General features: G+C 68.1%; 20 protein-coding genes. 6 read left to right on the plus strand and 14 right to left on the minus strand.

Annotated elements, in window-relative coordinates; genetic code table 11:
• Positions 1–30 precede the first annotated feature (30 nt).
• Complete coding sequence (locus AC3FKH_RS16555; RefSeq protein ID WP_488676952.1) at positions 31–387, plus strand: DUF2880 domain-containing protein; 357 nt, start codon at positions 31–33, stop codon at positions 385–387.
• A gap of 58 nt (positions 388–445) precedes the next feature.
• On the opposite strand, the gene AC3FKH_RS16560 is transcribed toward AC3FKH_RS16555, so the two are convergent.
• The gene (locus AC3FKH_RS16560; RefSeq protein WP_488676953.1) at positions 446–3,088 is read right to left on the minus strand and encodes a bifunctional diguanylate cyclase/phosphodiesterase; all 2,643 of its coding nucleotides are present in this window, start codon (positions 3,086–3,088) and stop codon (positions 446–448) included.
• A gap of 133 nt (positions 3,089–3,221) precedes the next feature.
• Here AC3FKH_RS16560 and AC3FKH_RS16565 point away from each other — a divergent pair, with 133 nt between their 5' ends.
• Positions 3,222–3,836, plus strand: a complete 615-nt coding sequence (locus AC3FKH_RS16565) for a nitrogen fixation protein NifQ (protein WP_488676954.1) — start codon at positions 3,222–3,224, stop codon at positions 3,834–3,836.
• 192 nt (positions 3,837–4,028) lie between these two features.
• On the opposite strand, the gene AC3FKH_RS16570 is transcribed toward AC3FKH_RS16565, so the two are convergent.
• Positions 4,029–4,367: a hypothetical protein gene (locus tag AC3FKH_RS16570; protein ID WP_488676955.1), complete on the minus strand. Its 339-nt coding sequence runs from the start codon at positions 4,365–4,367 to the stop codon at positions 4,029–4,031.
• A gap of 316 nt (positions 4,368–4,683) precedes the next feature.
• Complete coding sequence (locus AC3FKH_RS16575) at positions 4,684–4,866, minus strand: hypothetical protein (protein WP_483711887.1); 183 nt, start codon at positions 4,864–4,866, stop codon at positions 4,684–4,686.
• A gap of 365 nt (positions 4,867–5,231) precedes the next feature.
• On the opposite strand from AC3FKH_RS16575, the gene AC3FKH_RS16580 reads away from it, so the two are divergent.
• A complete protein-coding gene (locus AC3FKH_RS16580) occupies positions 5,232–5,375 on the plus strand; it encodes an entericidin A/B family lipoprotein (protein WP_483711886.1) in 144 nt (47 codons plus the stop codon).
• A gap of 87 nt (positions 5,376–5,462) precedes the next feature.
• Here AC3FKH_RS16580 and AC3FKH_RS16585 read toward each other — a convergent pair whose 3' ends face one another.
• Positions 5,463–6,473, minus strand: coding sequence for an AraC family transcriptional regulator (locus AC3FKH_RS16585; protein WP_488676956.1), 1,011 nt, complete (start codon positions 6,471–6,473; stop codon positions 5,463–5,465).
• A 168-nt stretch (positions 6,474–6,641) separates the two neighbouring features.
• On the opposite strand from AC3FKH_RS16585, the gene AC3FKH_RS16590 reads away from it, so the two are divergent.
• Positions 6,642–7,820 (plus strand): acyl-CoA dehydrogenase family protein, encoded by a 1,179-nt coding sequence (locus AC3FKH_RS16590; RefSeq protein WP_488676957.1) that lies wholly within the window; start codon positions 6,642–6,644, stop codon positions 7,818–7,820.
• Positions 7,817–8,410, plus strand: coding sequence for a flavin reductase family protein (locus AC3FKH_RS16595; protein WP_488676958.1), 594 nt, complete (start codon positions 7,817–7,819; stop codon positions 8,408–8,410). Before AC3FKH_RS16590 ends, AC3FKH_RS16595 begins: the two co-directional genes overlap by 4 nt.
• On the opposite strand, the gene AC3FKH_RS16600 is transcribed toward AC3FKH_RS16595, so the two are convergent.
• The 10 genes from AC3FKH_RS16600 to AC3FKH_RS16645 form a co-directional block, all read right to left on the minus strand.
• Positions 8,388–9,233 carry an EamA family transporter gene (locus AC3FKH_RS16600; protein ID WP_488677056.1) on the minus strand — a complete coding sequence of 282 codons (846 nt, stop codon included), beginning with the start codon at positions 9,231–9,233 and terminating at the stop codon, positions 8,388–8,390. The genes AC3FKH_RS16595 and AC3FKH_RS16600 overlap by 23 nt on opposite strands.
• A gap of 22 nt (positions 9,234–9,255) precedes the next feature.
• Entirely contained in the window at positions 9,256–10,152 is an 897-nt protein-coding gene (locus AC3FKH_RS16605) for a 2-hydroxy-3-oxopropionate reductase (protein WP_483732524.1), read from the minus strand.
• A 101-nt stretch (positions 10,153–10,253) separates the two neighbouring features.
• Positions 10,254–10,529 (minus strand): CppA family protein, encoded by a 276-nt coding sequence (locus AC3FKH_RS16610; protein WP_483732523.1) that lies wholly within the window; start codon positions 10,527–10,529, stop codon positions 10,254–10,256.
• Positions 10,530–10,639: 110 nt separating this feature from the next.
• Entirely contained in the window at positions 10,640–12,736 is a 2,097-nt protein-coding gene (locus AC3FKH_RS16615; RefSeq protein WP_488676959.1) for an acetate--CoA ligase family protein, read from the minus strand.
• A 26-nt stretch (positions 12,737–12,762) separates the two neighbouring features.
• On the minus strand, positions 12,763–13,749 hold the full coding sequence (locus tag AC3FKH_RS16620) for a tripartite tricarboxylate transporter substrate binding protein (RefSeq protein WP_488676960.1): 987 nt from the start codon (positions 13,747–13,749) through the stop codon (positions 12,763–12,765).
• 75 nt (positions 13,750–13,824) lie between these two features.
• On the minus strand, positions 13,825–14,178 hold the full coding sequence (locus tag AC3FKH_RS16625; RefSeq protein ID WP_483711878.1) for a Zn-ribbon domain-containing OB-fold protein: 354 nt from the start codon (positions 14,176–14,178) through the stop codon (positions 13,825–13,827).
• Positions 14,175–15,320: a thiolase family protein gene (locus AC3FKH_RS16630; RefSeq protein WP_488676961.1), complete on the minus strand. Its 1,146-nt coding sequence runs from the start codon at positions 15,318–15,320 to the stop codon at positions 14,175–14,177. The genes AC3FKH_RS16625 and AC3FKH_RS16630 overlap by 4 nt, the downstream gene beginning before the upstream one ends.
• Positions 15,321–15,330: 10 nt before the next feature.
• Positions 15,331–16,572: an ABC transporter substrate-binding protein gene (locus tag AC3FKH_RS16635; protein WP_488676962.1), complete on the minus strand. Its 1,242-nt coding sequence runs from the start codon at positions 16,570–16,572 to the stop codon at positions 15,331–15,333.
• A 94-nt stretch (positions 16,573–16,666) separates the two neighbouring features.
• Positions 16,667–17,728: a cyclase family protein gene (locus AC3FKH_RS16640; protein ID WP_488676963.1), complete on the minus strand. Its 1,062-nt coding sequence runs from the start codon at positions 17,726–17,728 to the stop codon at positions 16,667–16,669.
• 1 nt (position 17,729) lies between these two features.
• Entirely contained in the window at positions 17,730–18,548 is an 819-nt protein-coding gene (locus AC3FKH_RS16645) for an IclR family transcriptional regulator (RefSeq protein ID WP_488676964.1), read from the minus strand.
• A 264-nt stretch (positions 18,549–18,812) separates the two neighbouring features.
• Here AC3FKH_RS16645 and AC3FKH_RS16650 point away from each other — a divergent pair, with 264 nt between their 5' ends.
• Complete coding sequence (locus tag AC3FKH_RS16650) at positions 18,813–20,924, plus strand: 3-hydroxyacyl-CoA dehydrogenase NAD-binding domain-containing protein (protein ID WP_488676965.1); 2,112 nt, start codon at positions 18,813–18,815, stop codon at positions 20,922–20,924.

Below are 20,924 nucleotides of genomic sequence, written 5' to 3' on the forward strand. Positions count from 1 at the left end.
GTGGCGCTGCCCCCTGTCCAGGAAATCCCCATGACTTTCGTCTTGTCCCACCGAATCCGTGCAGCGCTTTTGGCGGCAGGCCTGTTGCTGGCTGCCGGCACGGCGCTGGCAGCCGATCTCGAAATGCCGCGGCCGCGCGGCAAGGACGAAGCCCCGGGGGCGCCGGTGGCCTGCAGGAAAACGGTGCGGGAAAAGCTGCCGAATCCTGACCACTTCAAATGGGATGGCAGTACCTATCGCAAGGTCGCCGAAGACGCCTACAGCGTGGTAGCCGATGTCGAGTACATCGGCACCGACGGCGCCCAGCGCAAAGCCAAGATCCAGTGCGACGTGATCCGGGCGCCGGGCGACCGGTTCGTGGTGACCAAGGTCCGCCTGCCCGAATAGAGTTGCGAAGCCTTGTCCCAGGCGAACCGAGTCACAGTACTGCACCACCGGGAAGCCCTCAAGCCACGGCGCTTACGAAGGCCTCGAACGCGCTGGCGTCCACCGCCGGACAGAAGAAGTGGCCTTGCCCGTAGTCGCAGCCGGCCGCCAGCAGGATGTCGCGCTGGGACTCGGTCTCGATACCTTCCGCAATCACGCGGATGCGCAAGGCATGCGCCATGCTGATGATGGCGCGGCACAAGGCCACGTCGTCCGGGCCCCGCGTCAGCGAGCGGATAAAGGACCGGTCGATCTTGATGTAGTCGATGTCCAGGTGCCGCAGGTACGACAAGGACGAGTAGCCGGTGCCGAAGTCGTCGAGGGCGATCTCGATGCCGGCCGCCTGGAAGCGCGAGAGCTGGTCCATGACATCGGCGTTCTGCTCCATCAGCGAGCCTTCGGTGATCTCGATGATCAGGCTGCCCACCGGCACGTTCCTGCGCTCGATCATGCTGGACCAGGACTCGGGCCCGTTCGCCGGCGCGCAGAACTCCATGGGCGATTTGTTGACCGAGAGCTGGAAGTCCTTGCCCAGCAGCAGCTGCCAGCGCGCCAGCTGGTCCAGCGCTTCGGTCAGCACCCAGCGGCCGATGTCGATAATGAGGCCGGATTCCTCCGCAACGGCAATGAAATCGGCCGGGTGGATCGGCCCGCGCGTCGGATGGTTCCAGCGAATCAGGGCCTCGGCCTTGCAGACCTTGCCCGTGCGCAGTTCGACAACGGGCTGGTAGTGCAGCGCGAACTGCCCGCTCGCCAGCGCTGTGCGCAGGTCCTGCGTGATGCGCAGGCGCTCCTTTTCCGCCTGCAGCAGCGCCGGGGTGAAGACCTTCCAGCGATTGCGCCCCTCTTGCTTGGCGGCGAGCATAGCCTGGTCGGCGCACACTTGCAGGGCCTCGGCGTTGTCTGCGTCCTTGGGGCAGGTGGCCACCCCGATGCTGGCCGACACCACCACCAGCTCGCCGGCCAGGTGGTATGGCGCGGCAATTCGCTCCAGGATCGCCTGGGCAATGCCCTCGGCAACGCCGGCATCGCCCACCGCGGGCAGGATCACGGTGAATTCATCGCCAGCCAGCCGCGCCACGGTATCTGACGCGCGCACCGATGCCGCAATGCGCCGCGCTGCCTCCAGCAGCAACAGGTCGCCCTGGTCGTGGCCGAGGGTATCGTTCACCTCCTTGAAGCGATCCAGATCGATGAACAGCAGCGCCAGCACATCGTGCGAGCCGCGCGAACGCTCGATCTCCTGCTCCAACCGTTGGAAGAACAGGCGGCGGTTGGGCAGATCCGTGAGCGCGTCGAAATTCGCCTGGTGCAGGATGACTTCCTGCGCCTGGCGCTTCTCGGTCATGTCATGGATCAGCGCGACGCGGCGGCGCTCGCCATACGCATGGGCCAGGTAGGTATCCACGGTCAGGTAGGCAGGAAACTCGCTGCCGTCCTTGCGGCGGATTGAGAGCTCGCCGCTCCATCTGCCCCTGGCCTCCACGGTTGCACGCAGGCGTTCGACCAGCCCCGCCGCATTGGCTTCGCCGCTGATGCTATAGCCCGAGCGTCCCTTGATCTCGTCGACCGTATAGCCGGTCGCGGCGGCAAAGGCCGGATTCACGTCGATGATGGTGCCATCGAGCGACGTCACCACCATGGCTTCGCTGCTGGACGAATAGACCAGCGAAGCCAGCCGCATCTCTTCCATATGGCGCCGTCGCTCGGCCATGGAGCGGCGCAGGCTGTAGTACAGCAGGCCCAGCAGCAGGGTGGAAGCCATGGCACCGGCCAGGGCAATGCGGCGATAGACCTGGTAGGGCGCCAGCACCAGGCCGACTGACTCGCCCACCACGAAATTGAGCCCGAATTCCGGCATGCGGTAATAGCCGAAGACCCGCTCCATGCCTTCGGAGCCCGATACCGCCCGATAGCTGCCGGACAGCGGCGAGTCGCTGGCGAGATACGGCCTGTTGCTGACTGCCCTGGCCAGCGAACCCTCCAGGGCCGGCACGCGCGCGATGACCTGGCCGGAATTCTTGATGACGGACGCCACTTCGCCGTCGCGGTTCGTGAACGTCTGCGCAAAGCTGGCGAACTGCTCCGGACTGACCGAGACCACGATCACGCCGTCGAAGCTGCCCTCGCGCAGGATGGGGCGCGTGAACTGGATCGACCATTTGCGCGAGACCTTGCCCTTCACCGGGTCGCTGATGAACAGCATGTCGCGCCCGCCCGCCCGCTGATGGACCCGGAAATGCTCGCGCCCGCTCAGGTCGACCTTCTCGCCGGGCGCGGGCGGGGCGATGGACGAGTAGACGAGCAGGCCATGCTTGTCGATCACCGCCACCTGGAACGACAGGTCCACCACCAGGTTCTCCCGCTCACGCACCATGTCGGTGAATCCCCTCGGGCCGGCCAGCCAACTGGCCCGCAGGTCGAGGAGAAACTCGGATAGCCGCAGGATGCCGGATTTCGAGTACGCGCTGAACGCCTGAGCCTCGGCCTGGGTGCGCTGTGCGGCGTCATGCAGCAAGCGGTCCCGCTCGCTGACGAGTTGAAACGCCACGAATGCCCAGGTTGCAATGAGCCACGCCGCTGCCCCCAGGTTCAAGGGGGAAAAGACCTGCCGCAGGCGCCGTCGCGCCTTGCCATATCGGGTGGTCGAGGGTTCCGGCATCAAATGGGGTTCGCCGCACAGCGAGGAGTCGACATCGATAGCAGGCTAGTCGAGGTCAGCGAACCCGACAAGAGCCAGCGGCGGTTCCGGGCTCGGTTTGACTATCGTTATATAGGCGTCTATATTGCGCTGCATGAACCATTCCCTGCTTCTGCTGGATGCCTTCGCCGTGCATCCGGGCCATCCGGTATCGCGGGCCTTGTCCGGCGTGCTGGAAAGCGCCGCCGCAGGATGTTTGCCGCGCTTTGCCCAGTGGCTGGGGCTGTCGCCCGGCGAGTTCCGGGGCATGCTCGATATCTGGTTCCCCGGGGCCGCTTCGGCCGGATGGGAGCCCGACGCGCCGCCGGTGGACCTCGCCATGCTGCCGTGCGAGTTCGGCGACATCGTGGAAATGCTGTGGGACGGCCGCTCGCAAGGGGCGGATGGCGCCCATGTCCGCTGGGCCGCGCACGCGCTTGCCTGCGGCTGCTTCGGCCGCACCCATCTCTGGCAGGACATGGGCCTCTCAGGCAGGGACGATGTATCGCGCCTGCTGCGGCAGACGTTCGAACCCGTCTTTCTTGCCAACACCACGGACATGAAGTGGAAGAAGTTCTTCTACCATCGCGTCTGCGAACGGCTGGACCTTCGTCCTTGTCCCGAGCCGTCCTGCGCGGGCTGCGACCAGTTCGCGAATTGCCACGGCGCCGAGATCCGCGTGGCCGTGCCAGCGGTGGCGGCTGTGCTGCCGCTCGGCAAGGCGGTCTGAGCCGTCCGCCCGGCGTCCGCCACAAGCTGCGGCCTGGCGCAGGCAGTTGCAGGAAGGCGTCGCTGAGGCGGGTGACGGAGGGAGGCTATTTGCAGGTCAGCAAGGGCGGCTCGGGGTACACCACGTGCAGGCCATGCCTGGCACCGCATCAAGATTGCACGGGCCACTCCATTCAACGCCTTGCATCCGCCATCATGGGGGATGGCTGCCCCGGCGCGGGCTCGGCCGAGCGATGCCCCAGGCGTCCAGCAGGGGCTGGAAGCTCGGACCGCCTTCGGCGCCGCGCGGGGGCACGCGACGCGCCGGAGGCAAGGCCCGGCCGGTCAGGCTGAACAGGCGCTCGGCCTGCGCCATGTCGTCAGCGGCCGGAAGGTGTTCGACGATGCCCATCTGCCGGGCAGATTTCAGTGCGCGTGTGAGTTCGGAAGCGGAAAGGCGGCACGCGCTGGCGAGGTGGTCGCGGCGCAGGGGGCCAGCATCCCGCAGGCAGGCCATCAGCGCAAGTACACAATCCCGGGTTGGTCGTTTCATGGTGGCTACGTCGGAAGAGCTTGCCCCGCGGCCCAATCCTTCGCTGGCCACGCCGCATCGAGCTACCCATTCTTCCGTAGCCCCAGCGCCTTGCCAATCGCATATCACAGTTGTTCACAATTGGCGCGCGCATCTGGCGACGATCGTCGCCGTGGCTGCCACGTTCAGGCCGCGGCGGCCAGAGCCGCCAATGGCTCGTCACGGGGGGCGCGCATCTCGCGCACCAACGCCTGTGGCGGCATCATTGCCGCCCATCTCGGCCGGCACGCCGACCTGGCGCGCGTGGAGGCCATCAGCATGCCGAAAACACGCGCGCTCAGTGACGGGTGGGTGGAATGTCCTGGGACGCAGCGCCCTGCGGCAGCAGGGTGCCATGCTTGCGCCAGCGGCGCTCCTGGGCGCGCTGCACTGCGGCGGCGATTTCATGGAGTTCCGCCAGGCGCGCTTCAAGTGCGTCGGGGTAGATGTCGTGCGGGCTGAACCTGAGGCGGAAGGGCATGGTGTTGTCTGTCGTATTGGATAGATGGTTCGGCTGCGACGCCGCCCGGCCTTGACCATTGTCCCCGGGGGATCGGGCGCGCTCGCCTTGCTGTTTCCAGTATGGACAGCACACAGGGCCGCGCGCCAGGCCATCGTTGGCCGATTGACCTGACTCAACGCATTTTGCGCAATGACCTGTTGCGCAGGTGCTGTCCCGCGGCGCGCCGTTCCAGCGGCATTCGATTTCCGCTGCCCTCTGACACCGTTGTAGGACGAATGCGGACTGCCCGCACGGTTTGCTGCTTGCTACGCTCAACTTAGCTGTCCGCGCCCTTTATTCCGTTGCGGGAATCCCCGCATCCACACGAAGCAAGGAGAATCGTCATGAGAAAGTTGTGCGCACTATTCGCCCTCGCCGGCATGCTGGTGATCACGGGCTGCAATACCATCCACGGTGCCGGCAAGGACATCGAACGCGGTGGCGAGAAGGTGCAGGGCGCCGCGGACAACACCAAGCAGAAAATGTAGCGCGGCCAGTCGGTCAACCATCCTCAGGGGGCCCTTTGCGGCCCCCTGGCTTATTTGCGAGTCGCGCTTGGGCAAGCGACGAACGGGTCACTGTGCCGTTGTGGCTTCCGGCGCTTGCGGCGCAGCGTCGATGCGATGGCGGCGCCAGCTTGCCGGCGGCAAGCCAAATTCGCGCTTGAACGCCCGGCAGAATGCCGCTTCGGAGTCATAGCCGGCAATGCCTGCGACTTCGCCGATCGACTGGCTGCCATTGCGCAACGCCGTGGCGGCAATACGCAGGCGCCAGTGCGCCAGGTACTGCATCGGCGGCTGGCCGAGCAGGTCGGTGAAACGCTGCGCGAGCGCCGAGCGCGACAGTCCCACGCTGCCCGCCAGTTCATCGACGGTCCACGGATACGCCGGGCGCGCGTGCATGCGTGACAGCGCGCGGCCGACGTAGCGGTCGCGCAGCGCCGCCAGCCAGCCGCGTTCGCTTTCCGGCATGCCGTCGATGCAACGCCGCACCGCCTGCACGAACAGCAGTTCCGACAATTTCGCCAGGACCGTGGCACTGCCGGCCCGGGGCTCGGCTGCTTCCGATGTGGCGAACGCCAGCGCCGAGACCAGCCATGCGGATTCCACGCCGCCGTCCAACCCCACCTTGAACAGGCGGGGCAAGGACGAGAGCAGCGGGTTGCCCAGCATATCGTCGAAGGCCAGGAAGCCGCACACCATGCGCGTGGGGGTGCCCGCGCCGCCATAACTCACTCGCATGACCTCGCCGGGATTGCTCTCCATCATCCCGGCAACCAGGGGCCCGGCCGGGATCGGACTCAGGTGGAGATCGCTGCCGAGCACATGGGGTTCGCCTTGGGGCACGACCAGCAGTTCGCCGGCATCGACGCGCAGACCTTGTCCGTCGCCGTCGGCCAGGCGGGCCCAGCAACTGCCTTCGGTGATGAGATGGTAGGACACGACCGGCCCCGTGCCAGGCAGGAAGGCGGCACGCAGGCTGTTGTCGGCTTCGGAGATCAGGCACCACGGCGCCTTGAAATCGCCGTTGAGAAAGACGGCACCACTCAGTTGCACCGCGCGCAGGAGATCGGACAGGGCATCCACGGTCACTCCTTTCGCAAATCCGGCCAGATCTGGCCAAGTCCGGCGTTTTGCGCAAGAAAGCCGGAGGCCCGGTCAATGAAGTGGGCTGGCCGGGCTCCGATACTAGCACCGTGCCTGTCGCCAAACAACGGCGCGGGTACCCCGGCAATTCCGCAGGAGACCTATGCCATGGAAACGATCACCGCCCCCGATGCCAGCGCAGGTGCGCAGTCTGACTGGCTCGCGCTTGCCGCCTCGCTCGGCCGCACCTTCGACGAACGCGCCCCGGCCATCGATGCCCGAGACGCCTTCGTCAGCGCCAACTACGACGATCTCAGGGCGCAACGTTTCCTGGCCGCGGCGGTGCCGCAGGAGTTCGGCGGCGCGGGCCTTTCCCATCAGGAACTGGGAGAGGTGCTGCGCGAGCTGGGCAAGTATTGCGGCTCGACTGCACTGGCCTTCGCCATGCACACGCATCCGGTAGCCACCGCGGCCTGGCGCTGGCGCAACCAGAAAGCGCCGGTGGAAGGGCTGCTCAAGCGCGTGGGCGCAGAGCAGATCGTGCTGCTTGGCAGCGGCGGATCCGACTGGCTGCAAGGCAGCGGCACGGCGACACGCGTGGACGGCGGCTTCCGCATCGACGCGCACAAGGTGTTCGCCAGCGGTGCGCCGGTGGCGGACCTGTTCATGACCTGCGCCGTCCATGATGATCCGCAGGCCGGCCCTACGGTGGTGCATTTTCCGCTGCCGATGAAGACGCCGGGCGTGCGCATCGTGCCCACCTGGCGCGCCATGGGCATGCGCGGCACTGGCTCGCATGATGTGGTGCTCGAAAACGTGCTGGTGCCGGACAGCTCCATTGCCGCGCGGCGCCCGCAAGGCGTATGGCACCCGATGATGCATACCGTGGCGATGATCGCCTTGCCGCTGATCTATGCAGTCTACGTCGGCATTGCCGAGGCCGCGCGCGATATCGCGCTGCGGTTGGCGAAGCAGCGCCGCCTCTCGCCGCATGTGGTCGAACTGGCCGGCCGGATTGGCAACGAATGGGATGTCGCACGGCTGGCGCTGGACGACATGTTCGCGGCCGCGGCCAGCCAGGCGCCGGGTGCCGTGACCACGAACCGGATCATGTGCGGACGCGCGCTGGCGGCGCGCGCTGTGCTGGCGACCGCCGACCTGGCCATGGAGCTGGCCGGTGGCGCGGGCTTCTATCGCGATGCCGGACTGGAACGGCGCTTCCGCGATGCCCAGGGCGCGCGCTTCCACCCGCTGCAGGCGGGCGCGCAACACGAGTACGCGGGCCGCATGGCCCTTGGCCTCGATATCGACGCGCCGCCCGGAGACGTGCGGGCGGCCGCGCAATGATGCCCGCGCTCGCGCCGCTGCCGTATGCCACCGAGGCCAGCAACGACAGTGGAGAGGAAGGCGAGGACGATGCCAGGCGCGGCGCGCACTCGGCGGACGCGGTGCACTCGGTGCGCCGCGCCCTGCGCCGCGCGCTGGGGCAGTTCGCCACCGGCGTGGCGGTGGTGACGGCAACCGGGTCCGATGGCCGGCCCGTTGGCGTCACCATCAATTCCCTGGCCTCGGTGTCGCTGTCGCCGCCGCTGCTGTTGTGGAGTCTGGCCCTGGGCTCGGGCAGCCTGGCCGCTTTCCGTGGGGCGCCTTGCTATGCGGTCAACGTGCTGGCGCACACGCAGCAAGCCTTGTGCGAACGGTTTGCCACCAGCGGCATCGATCGCTTCCAGGGTGTAGCGCTGTCGCCCGGGCCGTGCGGCACGGCGCTGATCGACAACGCGCTGGCGTGCTTTGTGTGCCGTCCGCGCAGCGCGCGCAAGGTCGGCGACCATGTGCTGTTCATTGCGGAGATCGTGTCCTACCGCATCAACGGGGGTGAGCCCCTGGTCTTTCACGACGGTGGCTTTGCGGGCCTCAACGCTGCTTGCCCGCGATGACCAGTGCGATGCCGCCGAGCACGGCGGCGGCGCTGACCGCGAGCCGCAGCGACATGGTTTCGCCGAGCAGCGCCAGGCCTCCTGCCGCCGCGATCACCGGCACGCTGAGCTGGACGGTCGCGGCGGTGGCGGCCCTCAACCGCGGCATGACTGCATACCAGACCACGTAGCCCAACCCGGAAGTCACGGCGCCCGACACCAGCGCACACGCCAGCCCGGCGCCATCCAAGCTGCGCTGCGCGTGCATCAGCAACGCCAGTGCAAGTGCCGGCGGCACGGCGCGCAAGAAATTGCCGGCGGTGGTGGCAATGGCATCCGCCGCGCCACGCCCGCGCAGCGAATAGATGCCCCAGGCGATGCCGGCCACGATCATCAGCAGCGAAGAGCCCGGCGGCGGTGCGGCCAGCCCTGGCAGCACCAGCCATGCCAACCCCCCCAGCGCCAGGGCCAGCCCCAGCCATTGCCCCGCGCGCAGCCGTTCGCCGACATAGAGCCCGTAGCCGGTCATGGTCGCCTGCACGGCCCCGAACAGCAGCAAGGCGCCCGTCCCCGCGGACAGGTGCAGGTATGCGTAAGAGAACGCCGCCGCGTAGGCGAACAGCGCCAGCGCCGATGGCCAGTTTCCGCCGCGGGCCAGCCGGCCCGGGCCATGGCGGACCAGCAGGATCAGCCACAACGCTGCCGCCGCGCTGACGACCCGGACCAGCGTGAAGCTGGCTGCGTCGATCGCTGTGCCTTTGAGCGCGAGTCGGCACAGGATCGAATTGCCGGCAAAAGCCAGCATGGTCACGACCGTCAGCAGGGCGACGCGGCCCTGCGGCATGGCGGTCGCCGCGGCAACCGGCTTAGCCTGCATGCGCATCGTCCAGCGAGAACGAGGAGAGATGTTCGATCGCCCGCACCAGCGCGGCATGGTCCCAGCCCGCGCCGCCCATGCCGACGCAGACATTGAACAGCTGCTGGCAAGAGGCCGTGGACGGCAGCCCGACCCCCAGCGTGCGCGCCGTGGACAGCGCAAGCGCCAGGTCCTTCTGGTGCAGGGCGATGCGGAAGCCCGGCTCGAACTTGCGCTGCAGCATGCGTTCGCCGTGGACTTCCAGGATGCGCGAACTGGCGAAGCCGCCCATCAGCGCCTCGCGCACGCGCGCCGGGTCAGCGCCGGCGCGCGCTGCCAGCACGAGCGCTTCGCTGACAGCCTCGATAGTCAGCGCGACGATGACCTGGTTCGCAACCTTCGCTACCTGGCCGTCGCCCGCCTCGCCAACCCGCGTGATGTTCTTGCCCATGAGCTGCAGCAGTGGCAGCACGCGGTCGAAGGCGTGCTGCCGCCCGCCCGCCATGATCGACAGCGTGGCGGCACGCGCGCCCACCTCGCCGCCCGATACCGGAGCATCGACATAGTCGGCGCCGAGCGCTTCGACCTTCCTGGCAAATTCGCGCGTGGCAATGGGCGAGATCGAACTCATGTCGACCACGGTCGCACCGCGGGACAGGCCGGCAGCCACGCCGTTCTGCCCGAACAACACGCGTTCCACGTCGGGCGTGTCGGGCAGCATCAGGATCACGACCTCCGACTGGCGCGCGACGTCGGTGCCATTGGCGCAGGCGTGCATGCCCGCATCCTGCAGCGCCTGCGGCACGCCGCTGCGGCTGTGCGCGAACAGGGTGTGGCCGCCTTGCAGCAGGTGCTGCGCCATGGGCGTGCCCATCACGCCCAGGCCGATAAAGCCGATCTTGCTCATGTTCTTGTCCGGTGGGTTGCCATGGCCCGGCTGCGCGGCCCGCGCCGCATGCAGCGTCGTGATTGATCATAGTCACTGCAGAGCCACCACAAACAGCCGGATCAGCGGGCGGCGCCAGCCGGTGCCGCAAGGATGGCGCGAATGCGCGCCAGGTACTGGTCGCCGACCGCGCGGTGCGTGCGCGCCGCTTCCTGGGCGAACTCCCGGCGCGAGGGCGGCCGGATGCCGAGGCTGCGGCAGATGGTGGACAGATAAGGCTTGCGGGCGCCTGCCAGCCGGCCCGCCGCGGACTGGAGCGCGGCATCGCCGATGCGCGCGCGCAGCCACGCCAGCACCTGGCGGTCATAGTCGTTCTGGACGCGGATCAGATGTTCCATGGGGCCTCCTGACACTGTTCATCCATACAGTTACTGTAAATATATACAGTAATCCGATGGAGGCAAGGAGAATGTTCGTATGCCGCCTGGAACGCCGGATCCACCGATCCTTAAAGTGCGGAGGGTTCCACCTCGATCAACGCGTCCACGACCACCACGCCATCGGCGTTCACCATCACCGGATTGAGGTCAACCGACCGGATCGCGCCGCCAGCCTTTTGAACCAGCTCTCCGACTTGCACTGCTAACCGGCACAGCGCGGCGATATCCACCGCCGGTTCGCCGCGCACGCCGTGCAGCAGTGGCGCGATGCGCAGCGTAGCCAGCGCCCGGGCCACGTCGGCCTGCTGGCAGGGCGCGAGCAGCACGGCGGTGTCGCGCAGCACCTCGACGTACTTGCCGCCGTCGCCCACCACCAGCACCGCGCCGAATACCGGGTCCCAGTGCGCGCCGATCATGCATTCGCGCTGGCCGCGCGACATGCGCGCGACCACCACGCCCTCGCAGGTGGCGCCCATGGCCTGCAGCGTGCGAGTCTGGACCGTGAAGGCGCTGGCCACCGCTTCCGGGTCGTTGCAGTGCAGGGCCACCAGCCCGTGCTCGCTCTTGTGCGGCACCTGCGGGGAACTTGCCTTGACTGCTACCGGGGCGCCGATGCGTTGCCAGGCTGCGAGCGCGGCATCCACATCATGGCAGACGTAGTGTTCGACCACCGGCATGCCGGCAGCGGCAAGACGGGCGAGACTGGCCGCCTCGCTCAGCGTCGTCACAGTCTCGACGCTTGCTTGCGGCACAGAGGCCGGCGGTGCGGGCTCGCCCTCGGCCGCGATTTGGCGAAGGCGATCCTGGTGCGATACCAGTTGCGAGAAGGCGGATAGCGCTTCGGTGGTGTTGGCGTAGGTCGGCAAGCCGGCTTCGCGGAATACATCGGCCACGGGCTGCTGCCAGACCGCGACCGCAATGGGCTTGCCGGCGGTGTTGGCAAACGCGGCGGCGTCGCGTGCAAAGCGCGGCACGTCGTAGCCCATGCCGGAGACGGGAATGTCGAGCAGGAACAGGTCGGCAGCGGGATCGCTTGCCACCACGGGCAGCACCTCGCCGAACAGCGCGCTGTTGGAGAGCAGCGCCGCGGTGACATCGACCGGGTTCGTGGTGGTGGCGAAGCCGGGCAGGCGTTCGTCGAGCGCGGCCCGAGTGGCGTCGGACAGCGGTGCCAGCGTCAGTCCGAACGTCTGCGTCGCGTCGGCAGCCATGACGCAGCTCGCGCCCGAGTTGCTCACCACCACCAGCCGGTGCCCGCCGGCATCCCAGCCACGCAGGTACAGCGGCGCGCAGCGCGCCAGTGCGTGCGCATCATTCACGCGCCAGATGCCGTGGCGGTCCAGGAAGGCGTCGACGGCGCGGTCTTCGTTGGCGATGGCGCCCGTGTGCGACGCCGCGGCGCGCTGGCCGTCCTGCGAGCGGCCGGCCTTGACCGCCACGATCGGCACGTTGCGGACCCGCGCCACGCGCGCGGCTTCGGCCAGCACCTCGGGATCGGTCAGGCTTTCCAGGTACAGCAGCACCAGCCGCACGCCGGGATCATGCGCGACGGACAGCGCCAGTTCGCTGACCGTGACGTCGGCCTGGTTGCCGGTGGCGTGCATATGGCGCACGCCGATGCCCTGGCCGCGCAGCAGCCCGTAGACCATGGCCGCCACGCCGCCGCTCTGGCTGACCACCGCCACCGGCCCGTCCCGCGGCGGCACCTCGATGAACATGGTGGAGAAACTCGCGATGGCGCCACTGCCAAAGTTGGCCAGCCCCTGGCTGTTCGGACCCACCAGCCGCAGGCCGCTGGCGCGCGCGGCGCGCACCATCTCGTCCTGCTGGCGGCGGCCTTCGGCGCCGGCCTCGCCGAAGCCGGATGCGATCACGATGGCCGCCGCCACGCCGAGCCGCGCGCAGTCACGCACGGCCTGCACCGCGGCCTCGCCGGCGACGATGATGATGGCCAGTTCGGGGACCTCCGGCAGCGCGTCGAGCGAGGGGTAGGCACGCAGGCCCTGGAGGGCATCGCGCTGCGGATTGACGGGATAGAGCGTGCCGGCGTAGCCGTGCGTTTTCATGTAGTGGATGGGCCGGCCGCCGATCTTGTGGATATTGTCGGAGGCGCCGATCACGGCAATCGAGCGTGGGGAGAGCAGGGACTGGAGTGGGGCAGTCATGAGCAAGGCGTAGGTGTGGAGAGAGTTCAGTCGATGGTGGCGCCCGAGGTCTTCACGACCCTGGCCCACTTGTCGATTTCCTGCCCGATAAAGCGGACGGTGGCCGGGGGATCGGTCCATTCGGCGGCGAAGCCCTGCGTGGCGAAGCGCGCGCGCACGTCCGGGTCCTGCAGGACGGCCTTGAGCGCGCCGTTGAGCGTGCCGAGGACGGCGGGCGGCGTGCCGGCCGGGGCCAGCAGCGCGTTCCATGCGCTGGCCTCGTAGCCGGGCAGGCCGGCCTGCGCGATGGTCGGCGTGTCGGGCGCGGCCGGCGAGCGCGTGGCGCCCGTGATGGCGAGCGCCTTGAGCTTGCCGTCGCGCACGAACGGCATGGCCGAAAGCATGGTGTCGAACATCACGGTGGCCTGGCCACCCATCACGTCGGTCAGCGCGGGGGCGCTGCCCTTGTACGGCACGTGCGTCATGTGGATGCCCGCCATGCTGTTGAACAGTTCCGCGGCGAGATGGGTGGACTGGCCGTTGCCGGAACTGGCAAACGTGACCTGGCCCGGCCTGGCTTTGGCCAGCGCGATCAGCTCGGCCACGTTGGTGGCGGGGGTGGCCGGTGCGGTCACCAGCACCAGCGGGCCCCGCGTGAGCAGGCTGACCGGCGCAAAGTCCTTGCGCGTGTCGTAGCCGGGCTTGCTGAATAGCGTCATGTTGATGGCGTGCGCGGTCGTGGCGACCAGCAGCGTGTAGCCGTCAGGCGCGGCCTTGGCCACCGCTTCGGCGCCGATATTGCCGCCGGCGCCGGGGCGGTTCTCCACCACCAGCGGCTGGCCCAGCTTCTCGGACAGCTTCTGTCCGACCACGCGGGCGACGATATCGGTCGGGCCGCCCGGCGGATAGGGCACCACCAGCCGGATCGGCTTGTTCGGGAACGACTGTGCCTGCGCGGCCGGCAAGGCCGTGGCGGACAGGGCCAGACAGGAAATCAGGGCGAGCGTGTGCCGCCGGGATCGATTCGGTGCCAAAGGTTACTCCGGTTGTGGATGCCGGCCGGGACGGACAGGCGCTGCCGGCAAGGCGCCAGAGACGGCGCTGGGTCGCTATTCGCGCCGGAAACGCAGCAGCGTGCCTTCGCCGAAGCGCAGGAAGCCGGCCCGCACCCGCTCGCCGATCGCTACGCCGGGCTCCGCGTGGCCCATCACGCGCGGGCCTTCGTCGAGCGTGGCCAGCACCAGCGTGTAAGGCGCTAGCGCACGGAACGCTTCGTCTGGCGCACGGCTGATCTCGGTCACGGCGTGGACTGTCGCCAGTCCCCCGGCATCGCGCCAGCGTAGGTGCAGCCCGCCGCAGGCACGGCATGCATGGCGCTCCAGCGGCTGCCATGCGCCGCAGTCGTCGCAGCACTGGTAGCGCACCACGCCGGCATCGAGGCCCGCTGTGTAGGGATGGGTCATGACATGGCCTCCAGCACCAGGCTGACGTGGGATGACAGCACGCCGCCATCGGCATGGAACAATGCGCGCCGGCGCGTGCCGGCCTGGCGCTCGCCGGCACGGCCGGCGAGCTGCCGCGCGGCTTCGGCCAGGTGCATCAGGCCACCGGCCACGCCCGAGTGCCCGAAGGCCAGCAAGCCGCCGTGCGTATTGAGCGCCAGCGGGCCGCCGCGTCCGAAATCGCCCGCACGCAGCCGCGCCTGCGCTTGCCCGCGTTCGGCCAGGCCGAGTTCTTCCAGCAACATGACCAGCGTGATGGTGAACGAGTCGTAGATCGCCAGGTAGTCGATGCTCTCCACGCCGCCGCCTGCCCCGGCAAACGCGCGCCGCGCAGCGTCGGCGGCGCCGGTCTGCATGACATCGTCGATGGCGCTCAGATGCTGGTGCCGGTGCGCTTGCCCCGCGCCCGCGATGCGCACCGGCGTGCCGGCTCCAGGCTCGGCGGACACGACCACGGCGACCGCGCCGTCGGAGATCGGGCAGCAATCCGACAGGCGCAGCGGTGTGGCAATCGCGCGCGCTGCACGGGCGTCAGCCAGCGACAGCGGTTCGCGCAAATGCGCATCCGGGTGGCTTGCGGCGTGTTCGCGCATCAGCACGGCAAAGCCCGACAGCGCATCGGCATCCATGCCAACTTCATGCAGGTAGCGCGAGGCCAGCAACGCGTAGTAGGCCGGCACCGAAGCGCCGTTGGGCACCTCGACGTGCGGTTCGCCGACCTGCGCCAGCGTCTGGATCGACTGGTCGCGGCTCTGGCCGCTGAGGCGGTTTTCGCCGGCCACGACGAGCACGTGGCGGCAGCGGCCAGCGCGCACCAGCTCATGCGCGAGCATCGCCATCACGCCGCCGGTGGCGCCGCCCGCGGCCACGCCGTGCGCGTAGGCGGGCGTGAGCGAGGCGTACTCGCAGAAGCGGTCGGCCAGCATCAGGTGCGGCAGCGTGGTGGCGTAACCGCACAACACGCCGTCGATGTCCGCGCGCGCCAGGCCGCTGTCGGCCAGCGCGGCATCGGCGGCCTGCGCCATCAGCGTCAGTGGAGTGCTGCCCTCCAGGCGGCCGAAACGCGTATTGCCGGTGCCGCATATGTAGCTTTTTCCGGTCATTGCGCGCCTATCAACGCTTGAGCAGCGGGCATTGCGACTTCGACACCGGCATGAAGGCCTGGTCGCCCGGCACCGTCGCCAGCACCTTGTAGTAGTCCCACGGATACTTGGACTCGGCCGGGCTCTTTACCTCGAACAGGTACATGTCGTGGATCATGCGGCCGTCTTCGCGGATGCGGCCGTTCTTCGCAAAGAAGTCGTTGATCGGCATGGACTTCATCTTCTTCATGACCGCGGCGGTTTCGTCGGTGCCGGCGGCCTGCACGGCTTTCAGGTAGTGCATGACCGACGAATAGGCGCCGGCCTGGCTCATGTTCGGCATCTTCTTCACTTTCTCGAAGTAGCGCCGCGACCAGGCCCGCGTGGCGTCGTTCATGTCCCAGTAGAAGGCCTCGGTCAGCACCAGCCCGGCCGCCGTCTTCAAGCCGATCGCGTGGATATCGTTGATGTAGAGCAGCAAGCCGGCCATGCGCTGCGCGCCGTTGCGGGTCAGGCCGAACTCCGACGCGGCCTTGATGGCGTTGACGGTGTCGCCGCCCGCATTGGCCAGGCCTACCACCTGGGCCTTGCTGGCCTGCGCCTGCAGCAGGTAGGACGCAAAATCGCTCGCGCCGATGGGGTGGCGCGCGGCGCCCAGCACCTTGCCGCCGGTTTCATTGATCACCGCGGTGGCCGAGTCCTGCAGCGTGTGGCCGAAAGCGTAGTCGGCCGTGAGGAAGAACCAGGTCTTGCCGCCACGCTGCACCATGGCGCGCGCGGTGGTGTTGGCAAGCGCATAGGTGTCGTAGGCGTAATGCACCGACACCGGCGTGCACAGGTCGTTGGTGATGCGCTCGCTGCCCGGGCCGGAGAACACCACGATATGGTTCTTCTGCTTGGCCACATCCAGCACGGCCAGCGCCGGCGCGGAGGCCGCCACGTCGAGGATGGCATCGACATGGCCGGTGTCGAACCATTCGCGTGCCTTGTTGGCGGCGATGTCGGCCTTGTTCTGGTGATCGACCACCACCAGTTCGATCTTCTTGCCCAGCACGTTGCCGCCGAAGTCGTCAATTGCCATCTGCGCCGCTGTCGCGCTGCCGCGGCCCGTGACATCGGCGTACAGGCCGCTCATGTCGAGCAGCATGCCGATCTTGACCACGTCGTCGGAGATCGCGGCCTTTGGCTGGGCCTGCACGGCGCCGCAGGCAAGCGCGGCGGCCACGGCGAGCGTGCCGGCGGCCTTGCGGAACATCGAATGGCGTTGCTTCATGGGGTCTCCCTGGCGTTTCGTGCGTTTCGTGCGTTTCGTGCGTGTCGTGCGCATCGTGCGCGTCGCGCGTTTCGTACGGTGTCGTGTGATGCGGTCAGACCGTGGCGATGGGCGTTACCGGCGAGCCCACCGCGCCAGGCAGGCGCAGCGGCGGGGCGGTGAGCTGGAAGCGCGTGCGGCCGTTGGCGCGCAGCCAGTCGGCCAGTTCGCGCAGGTACCACAGCTCGCCCAGCGGCAGGCCCAGCTTGAACAGGCAGTGGTGGTGCAGCGGCAGCAGCGGGTGGCGCTTGTCGCCATCGGGCGCGGGGCGGGCCGGATAGCGCTCGACGGCGTAGTTGTCGGCGACCAGCGCGGCAATGCCGCTATCGGTGATCCATTGCAGCAGCTTCTCGTCGCGCCCGTCCAGCGCGCAGCAGCTGTGGTGCAGCACCGCTTCGTCGGGCTCGCGCTGCATCGACAGCACGATTTCGGCAAAGCCGGTGCGCAGCAGCAGCATGTCGCCGGGCTCGACCTCGGCCTTGGTGGCGTCCATGGCATGCATCAGTTCGTCGTAGCCGACGTTGCGGAAATCCATGCCGAAGATGTGCGCCAGGTCCACCAGCACGCCGCGGCCCTGCATGCCGCTGACCGCGAAGTTCTCGATGCCCAGCGCCTGCGCGGCGCTGTGGTCGTGGCCGTGGCCGCACGGGTGGGCCGCGAAGTGGTCGTCCTCGGCATAGTCCATCGGGCCGACGATATGCTCGTTGGCGCGGTAGCCGTTGTAGTAGACGCGTTCGGGCCTGCCGTCGCCATCGGCATCGAACAGCGCGCCCACGTGCGCGAGCGAATCCCATTGCGTGCTGTACTGCAGGCACATCAGCACCTGGTCGTCGCTGAGTACGTCGATGGCGGCGGGGTCGACCTTTGCCAGCGGAAAGTTCACATAAGGAATATCGTCGCGGAACGTTGGCCGCAGCACCGGCGCGTGGCGGCGCGGGTTGAGCTTGTTGCCGCCCGGGTAGTCGAGCGGCAGCGACAGGCAGAAGCTGCGGCCGGCCTGCACCTCGCGCGCCCCCTTCAAGACCTGCTCAGGCCCGATCAGGTTGATGCGGCCCAACTGATCGTCGGGCCCGAAATCACCCCAGTTGGAACCTTGCGGACGTTGCTTCCAGCGCATGTCATGCCTCCTGTCGGGCGCGTGGCCGGGCGCCCGGCCGTTGTTGTTCGGTAGCGGGGACGGCGCTCGTGAGCGGGCGCCAGTTCTGCTGGATGGCCTCGGCCTCGCGCCGCAGCGCGCGCGCCATGGCGGCTTCGCGGTCGGTGATGCGTTCATTGAGCGCGGCGATGCTGATGGCGCCAAGCGGATAGCCGTCGGGGCCGGGCAGCGCGATGGCGATCCCGCCCATGCGCTCGACCACCACGTCCAGCAGCACCGCGTAGCCGCGTTCGCGCGTGGCCTCGATATGGCCGAGCAGCATGGGCCGGCTGAAACGCGGATAGCGGCGCATGGCCGGCGCGATGCCGTCGAGCACGGCCTCGACCTCCGCGTCGGGCAGGGTGGCCAGCAGCGCCAGGCTGCCGGCGCCGATGCCCAGCGGCCGGCGGCTGCCGATCTCCAGGTAATTGGCGCGGATCGGGAACGTGCCCAGCCGCAGTTCGATGCAGACCGACTCGCAGCCGCTGGGCACGGACAGGATGGCACTATCCTGGAATGCGTTCGCCAGCCGGATCAGCGCTGGCCGGACCAGCGGGCGCAGGTCGGTGCGCTGCACGGTAGTGGCATGCATCGTCAGCCATTCCGGGCCCGGTGTGAATACCTTGGTGGCAGGGTCGCGTTCCACCAGGCCTTCTGCCACCAGCGTTTCCAGCAGGCGCAATGCCGATGCCTTGTCGACGCCGGCGGCGTTGGCAAGGTCGGTCAGGCGGCTGTTACGGGCATCGGTCAGCGCGCGCAGCAGGCGGCAGGCCTTCTGCAGCGAAGTGCTGGGATTGGTCACGCGGGGTTGTCTCCTTGTCAGGCTTTCATTACGTGAAACCTGTAGGAGCGGTTATAGGCCAAGACACAAGGGCCGTCATTCTGCGACGCAGAAAAATTTCGCCCCTTGAAACTCTGGCCGGGTCATCGATGCAACGCGAGGGCGCCACGCCATAGGCAATTGTCCCGGCGTCAAATTGCATTTGACATTTTGTCAATCACCATTGGGATTGTATAGCCAGCTTATCGAGGCAGAATGCTAGGTTGACCTCATCCGGAGACGAGCATGACCAACGAAGCACCTGTCGTTCGCGCAGTTCGCCAAGGCGACGTGCTGGTGATCAGCCTGTGCAATCCGCCAGTCAATGCCTTGGGCGTTGCCGTGCGCCAGGGCCTGAAGCAGGCCATCGAGCAGGCGCAGGCCGATGCCGGCGTGCGCGCCGTGCTGGTCGTGGGCGAAGGCAAGACCTTCATCGCCGGGGCTGATATCCGCGAGTTCGGCAAGCCGCCGATGCCGCCGTCGCTGCCCGAGGTTTGCAATCAGATCGAAGCGAGCGGCAAGCTGGTGGTTGCCGCCATCCATGGCCCGGCGCTCGGCGGCGGGCTGGAAGTCGCCATGTCGGCGCACTATCGCCTGGCGCTGCCGGGTGCCAAGCTCGGGCTGCCCGAAGTCAACCCGGGCCTGTTGCCCGGTGCCGGCGGCACGCAGCGCGCGCCGCGCCTGATGGGCGCCAAGGCCGCCGCCGAACTGATGCTCGGCGGCAAGCACCTGTCGGCCAAGGCCGCGCAGGCCGCCGGCCTGGTCGATCGCCTCGCAGAAGGGGATGATCCCGTGGCGGCCGGCCTGGCCTATGTCAACGAACTTCTCGGGCAGGGCGCCGCGCCGCGCCGCACGCGCGACCTGGCCATTGCCGACAAGGCTGCCGCGCTGGCTGACCTTGACGCCCTGCAGGCCGAGACCGCGAAGAAGAGCCGCGGCCTGTTCTCGCCGCTGAAGATCATCGAATGCGTGCGCGCCGCCGTGGAACTGCCGTTCGACGAGGGCGTGGCGCGCGAGCGTGCGCTGTTCGTCGAATGCCTGAACAGCCCGCAGCGCGCGGGCCTGGTTCACGCCTTCTTTGCCGAACGCGAAACCGCCAAGGTACCCGAAGCGCGCGGCGCCGCGCCGCGCGCGCTCAACCGCGTCGCCGTGATCGGCGGCGGCACCATGGGTGCTGGCATCACCGTGGCCGCGCTGGACGCCGGCCTGCCGGTCGTGATGATCGAGCGCGATGCGGAGTCCATCGCGCGCGGCCAGGCCAATGTCGAGAAGGTCTACAACGGCCTGATCGCCAAGGGCCGCATGACCGAGGAAGGCAAGGCCGCGATCCTGTCGCGCTACACGCCCGGCACGTCGTATGAAGCGATTGCCGACGTCGACCTGGTGATCGAGGCCGTGTTCGAGGACATCGAAGTCAAGAAGGCCGTGTTCCAGGAGCTGGACCGCGTGTGCAAGCCGGGCGCTGTGCTGGCCACCAATACCTCGTATCTCGATATCGACGCGATTGCGGGCAGCATCTCGCGCCCGCAGGACGTGATCGGCCTGCACTTCTTCAGCCCGGCCAACATCATGAAGCTGCTGGAGATCGTGGTGCCGGCCAAGGTCAGCCCCGACGTGGTGGTGACCGCATTCGAGCTGGCCAGGCGCATGAAGAAGATTCCGGTGCGCGCGGGCGTGTGCGACGGCTTTATCGGCAACCGCATCCTGGCGGTCTACAAGCAGGCGGCCGACTACATCATGGAAGATGGCGCCAGTCCCTACGAAATTGACGAGGCCGTGCGTGGCTTCGGCTATCCGATGGGCCCGTTCCAGGTGACCGACCTGGCCGGCGGCGATATCGGCTGGGCCACGCGCAAGCGCCGCGCCGCCACGCGCGACCCGAAGGCGCGCTATGTCGAGGTTGCCGACCGCATCTGCGAGCGCGGCTGGTTCGGCCAGAAGACCGGCCGCGGTTTCTACCTCTACCCGCAAGGCGCGCGCGTCGGCCAGCCCGATCCGGAAGTGCTCGCCATCGTCGATGCCGAGCGCCAGAAGAAGGGCATCGTGCCGCGCAAGTTCACGGCCGAAGAAATCATGCGCCGCTATATGGCAGCGATGGTCAACGAAGGCGCCAAGGTGGTGGAAGAGGGCATCGCGCTGCGTCCGCTCGACGTCGACGTGACGTTCCTGTCCGGCTACGGCTTCCCGCGTTTCCGCGGCGGCCCGATGCAGTACGCCGACATGGTCGGCCTGCCGAAGATCCTGGAAGATATCCGGACCTTCGCCAAGGAAGACCCGCTGTTCTGGAAGCCCGCGCCGCTGCTGGAAAAGCTGGTGTCGGACGGCAAGGATTTCGCCAGCCTGAACAAGGCGCGCTGA

Source organism: Cupriavidus sp. 21MJTG02-4 (assembly GCF_057798975.1).